Source organism: Burkholderia sp. E168m23 (assembly GCF_016586125.1).
GTDB classification, from domain to species: domain Bacteria; phylum Pseudomonadota; class Gammaproteobacteria; order Burkholderiales; family Burkholderiaceae; genus Burkholderia; species Burkholderia orbicola.
Genome location: NZ_BCPP01000960.1, coordinates 1 through 2,689, shown reverse-complemented (window position 1 = coordinate 2,689; position 2,689 = coordinate 1). Strand labels below are relative to the sequence as shown.

Genomic DNA, 2,689 nt, shown 5'->3' with positions numbered 1-2,689 from the left:
GTCGACGCCGAAACAGGCATCGCCGTTGCAGGCCTGGAGGGCGGCGAGCGTTGCAACGCACAAGACGCCCAGCGCGGGGCGGGTGAAGCGCGTAAGGCGAATGTTCATGGTCGCGGGCAATCGAGAGAATGAGGCAGCCGGGCGCGTCGGGGATGCAGCGCTGCTGTCATTCTATGTCGTGAACCGCGGTGCTGCTCGCCCGTTCGGTGTGTCGTAGGCGGGGTACCGCCGGGTAGACGCGTTATGGGTGCGGGGGGCGGGCCGGCGCCATGACGTAAGCGAGCAACAGGCTCAGCAGGATGCTGAGCCCGAGCACGTGCCAATGGCTGGCGAGCAGCCGCTGGAAGTGCTCGCCCATGTCCGGCGTGATCCATCGGCAGGTCATGGGGTGCATGCGAGCCTGGTGGCATTCCAGGATGCCGCCGTTTCGATACGCGTCCCACAGGCTGTCGGCGGCATACAGACCCAAGAAGAGCGGGATGATCTGTACGCCATGCCGGAGTAGTTTCCGCTCGGTTTCGGGTGTCATCGCTGTCGGTCGGGAATCGGCCTGCGTCGGTTCGTCGTCGGCGCCCGAATGCAGCGCGTGCCCGGTATTGTCGAACTAATTCACCCCGTCCACAACGATTTGCGGCTTGGCCGGTCCGGTTGAAGGATCGGGCGACTGCACTCGACTTTTCCGCCCAGCCGCCGAAAGCAAATATGCCCGGCCAGTCGGGCCGGCTCGCCCGCTCAGCGCTTGCGCGCGGCCGGCTTCGCGAACGCGCCGCGCACCTCGAAGCCGATCGCATCCGCGACGTTGCCGCGCGCGTCGACGAGTTCGAGCCGGTGCCGGCCCGGCCACGGCAGCCACGCGACGCGATCGGCATGGCCGATCACCTTGTCGTCGAGCCGCCACGCGAACTTCGTCGCGCGTCCGGCCGAGCGCTCGAACCAGATCCGCTGGTTCTTCGGCGGAATGTCCGGGTCGATCGCAAAGATCGTGCCGTCGGTCGGCGCGCCGATCGTCAGCGGCGCGCGCGCGCCGTCCTTGCCCGGCGTGACGGGCGCCGCGAGCCGGATCGTGTCGACCGCCGTGCCCGCGATGAACCACTCGTTGCGAGCCGGCTCGATATCGCGCTCGAACGCGATCCGGCGCGTCTCGACGCCGGCCGGCGCGCGCGGCGCACGGCTCGGCAGGTCGCGATGCAGGTAGCCGACGACGGCCGACCACACGGGCGACGCGCCCGTGACGCCCGACACGTCCCACATCGGCGAGCCGTCCGCATTGCCGACCCACACGCCGACCGTATAGCGCGACGTGAAGCCCACCGTCCAGTTGTCGCGCATGTCCTTGCTCGTGCCGGTCTTGACCGCGGAGAAGAAGCGCGTCGCGAGCGGGTTGTCGAAGCCGAACGTACGGACACGCGCATTGTTGTCGGACAGGATGTCGGTGACGACGAAGCTGGCCGCTTCGCTGAACACGCGCGTGCCCGCGTCCGGCCGCGCGGGCGCCGCTGCGCCGGATGCGGGCGCCGGTGCCGCGGCCGGCAGGTCGACGACCTTGCGTGCGACGCCGCCGTTCGCGAGCGCGCGGTAGGCGTTGGTCAGCGACAGCAGTGTGACGTCCGCACTGCCGAGCGCAAGGCTGAAACCGTAGTAATCGCCTTCCTGCGCGAGCGGCAGGCCGAGCGCGGTCAGCGTGCGCGCAAAACGGTGCGGCGTGACGAGCACCAGCGTGCGCACGGCCGGCACGTTCAGCGAGCCGCCGAGCGCGCTGCGCACGCTCACCCAGCCCTTGAAATCCTTGTCGTAGTTCTGCGGAATGTACAGGCCGCCGCCGGCGGCGAGGTTGATCGGCGCATCGTCGAGCAGCGACGCGGCGGTCAGCCGCTTCTCGTCGAGCGCCTGCGCATAGAGGAACGGCTTGAGCGTCGAGCCGGCCTGGCGCGGCGCGAGCACGGCATCGACGTCGCGCGCGCTCGACAGCGCCCCCGACGAGCCGACCCATGCGCGGATCTCGCCGGTCGCGTTGTCGATCACGACGACCGCGCCGTCCTGCACGTTGCGCCGGTGCGCGGGCGCGTTCAGTTCGGTCAGCGCGCGCATCAGCGTGTCGCGTGCGAAGCGCTGCAGCGGCGCATCGAGCGTCGTGCGGACCTGCGCGCCGGCCGCCGGCTTGACCTCGGCCGCGATGCGCCGCGCGAAGTGCGGGGCGAGTGCGGCGCCGTCGTCGCGTACGGTATTGGCTGGGCGCGCGACGACGAGCTGCACGTAGCCGTCGAGCGACGCGCACGCCTGCCCGGCCTGCATGTCGCGCAGGATTCGGCATGCGCGCTCGGCGATCTTCGCCGGGGCCGCGTTGGGTGCCCGCACGAGGGCGGCGGCGATCGCGGCCTCGCGCGCGTCGAGGCCCGACGGCGCCTTGCCGAACAGCACCTGCGACAGCGCGCCGAGCCCGATCGTCTCGCCGCGAAACGGCACCAGGTTCAGATAGGCCTCGAGGATCTGATCCTTGCGCCAGCTGCGTTCGAGCCACAGCGCGTTCACGGCCTGCGTGGCCTTCTGCGGCAGCGAGCGCTGGCCCGAGCGGCGCGGCGAATCGCCGAGCAGGCCCGCGGGCTCGTAATAACTTCGTATAGCATACATTATACGAAGTTATACGAGGATTGTTCGGCACGCCGTTGACGGGAATGCCGGCTGCCCAGCG

Annotated in this window: 1 protein-coding gene and 1 pseudogene; both read right to left on the bottom strand. The window is 70.0% G+C overall.

Translation table 11 applies throughout. The annotated features are described in order from the left end of the window. Positions 1–241: 241 nt before the first annotated feature. Positions 242–529 carry a hypothetical protein gene (locus JMF90_RS32580; RefSeq protein WP_011547558.1) on the bottom strand — a complete coding sequence of 96 codons (288 nt, stop codon included), beginning with the start codon at positions 527–529 and terminating at the stop codon, positions 242–244. 203 nt (positions 530–732) lie between these two features. Next, positions 733–2,598: pseudogene (locus tag JMF90_RS32575) on the bottom strand (transglycosylase domain-containing protein); the annotation flags it as partial. Positions 2,599–2,689: the final 91 nt, after the last annotated feature.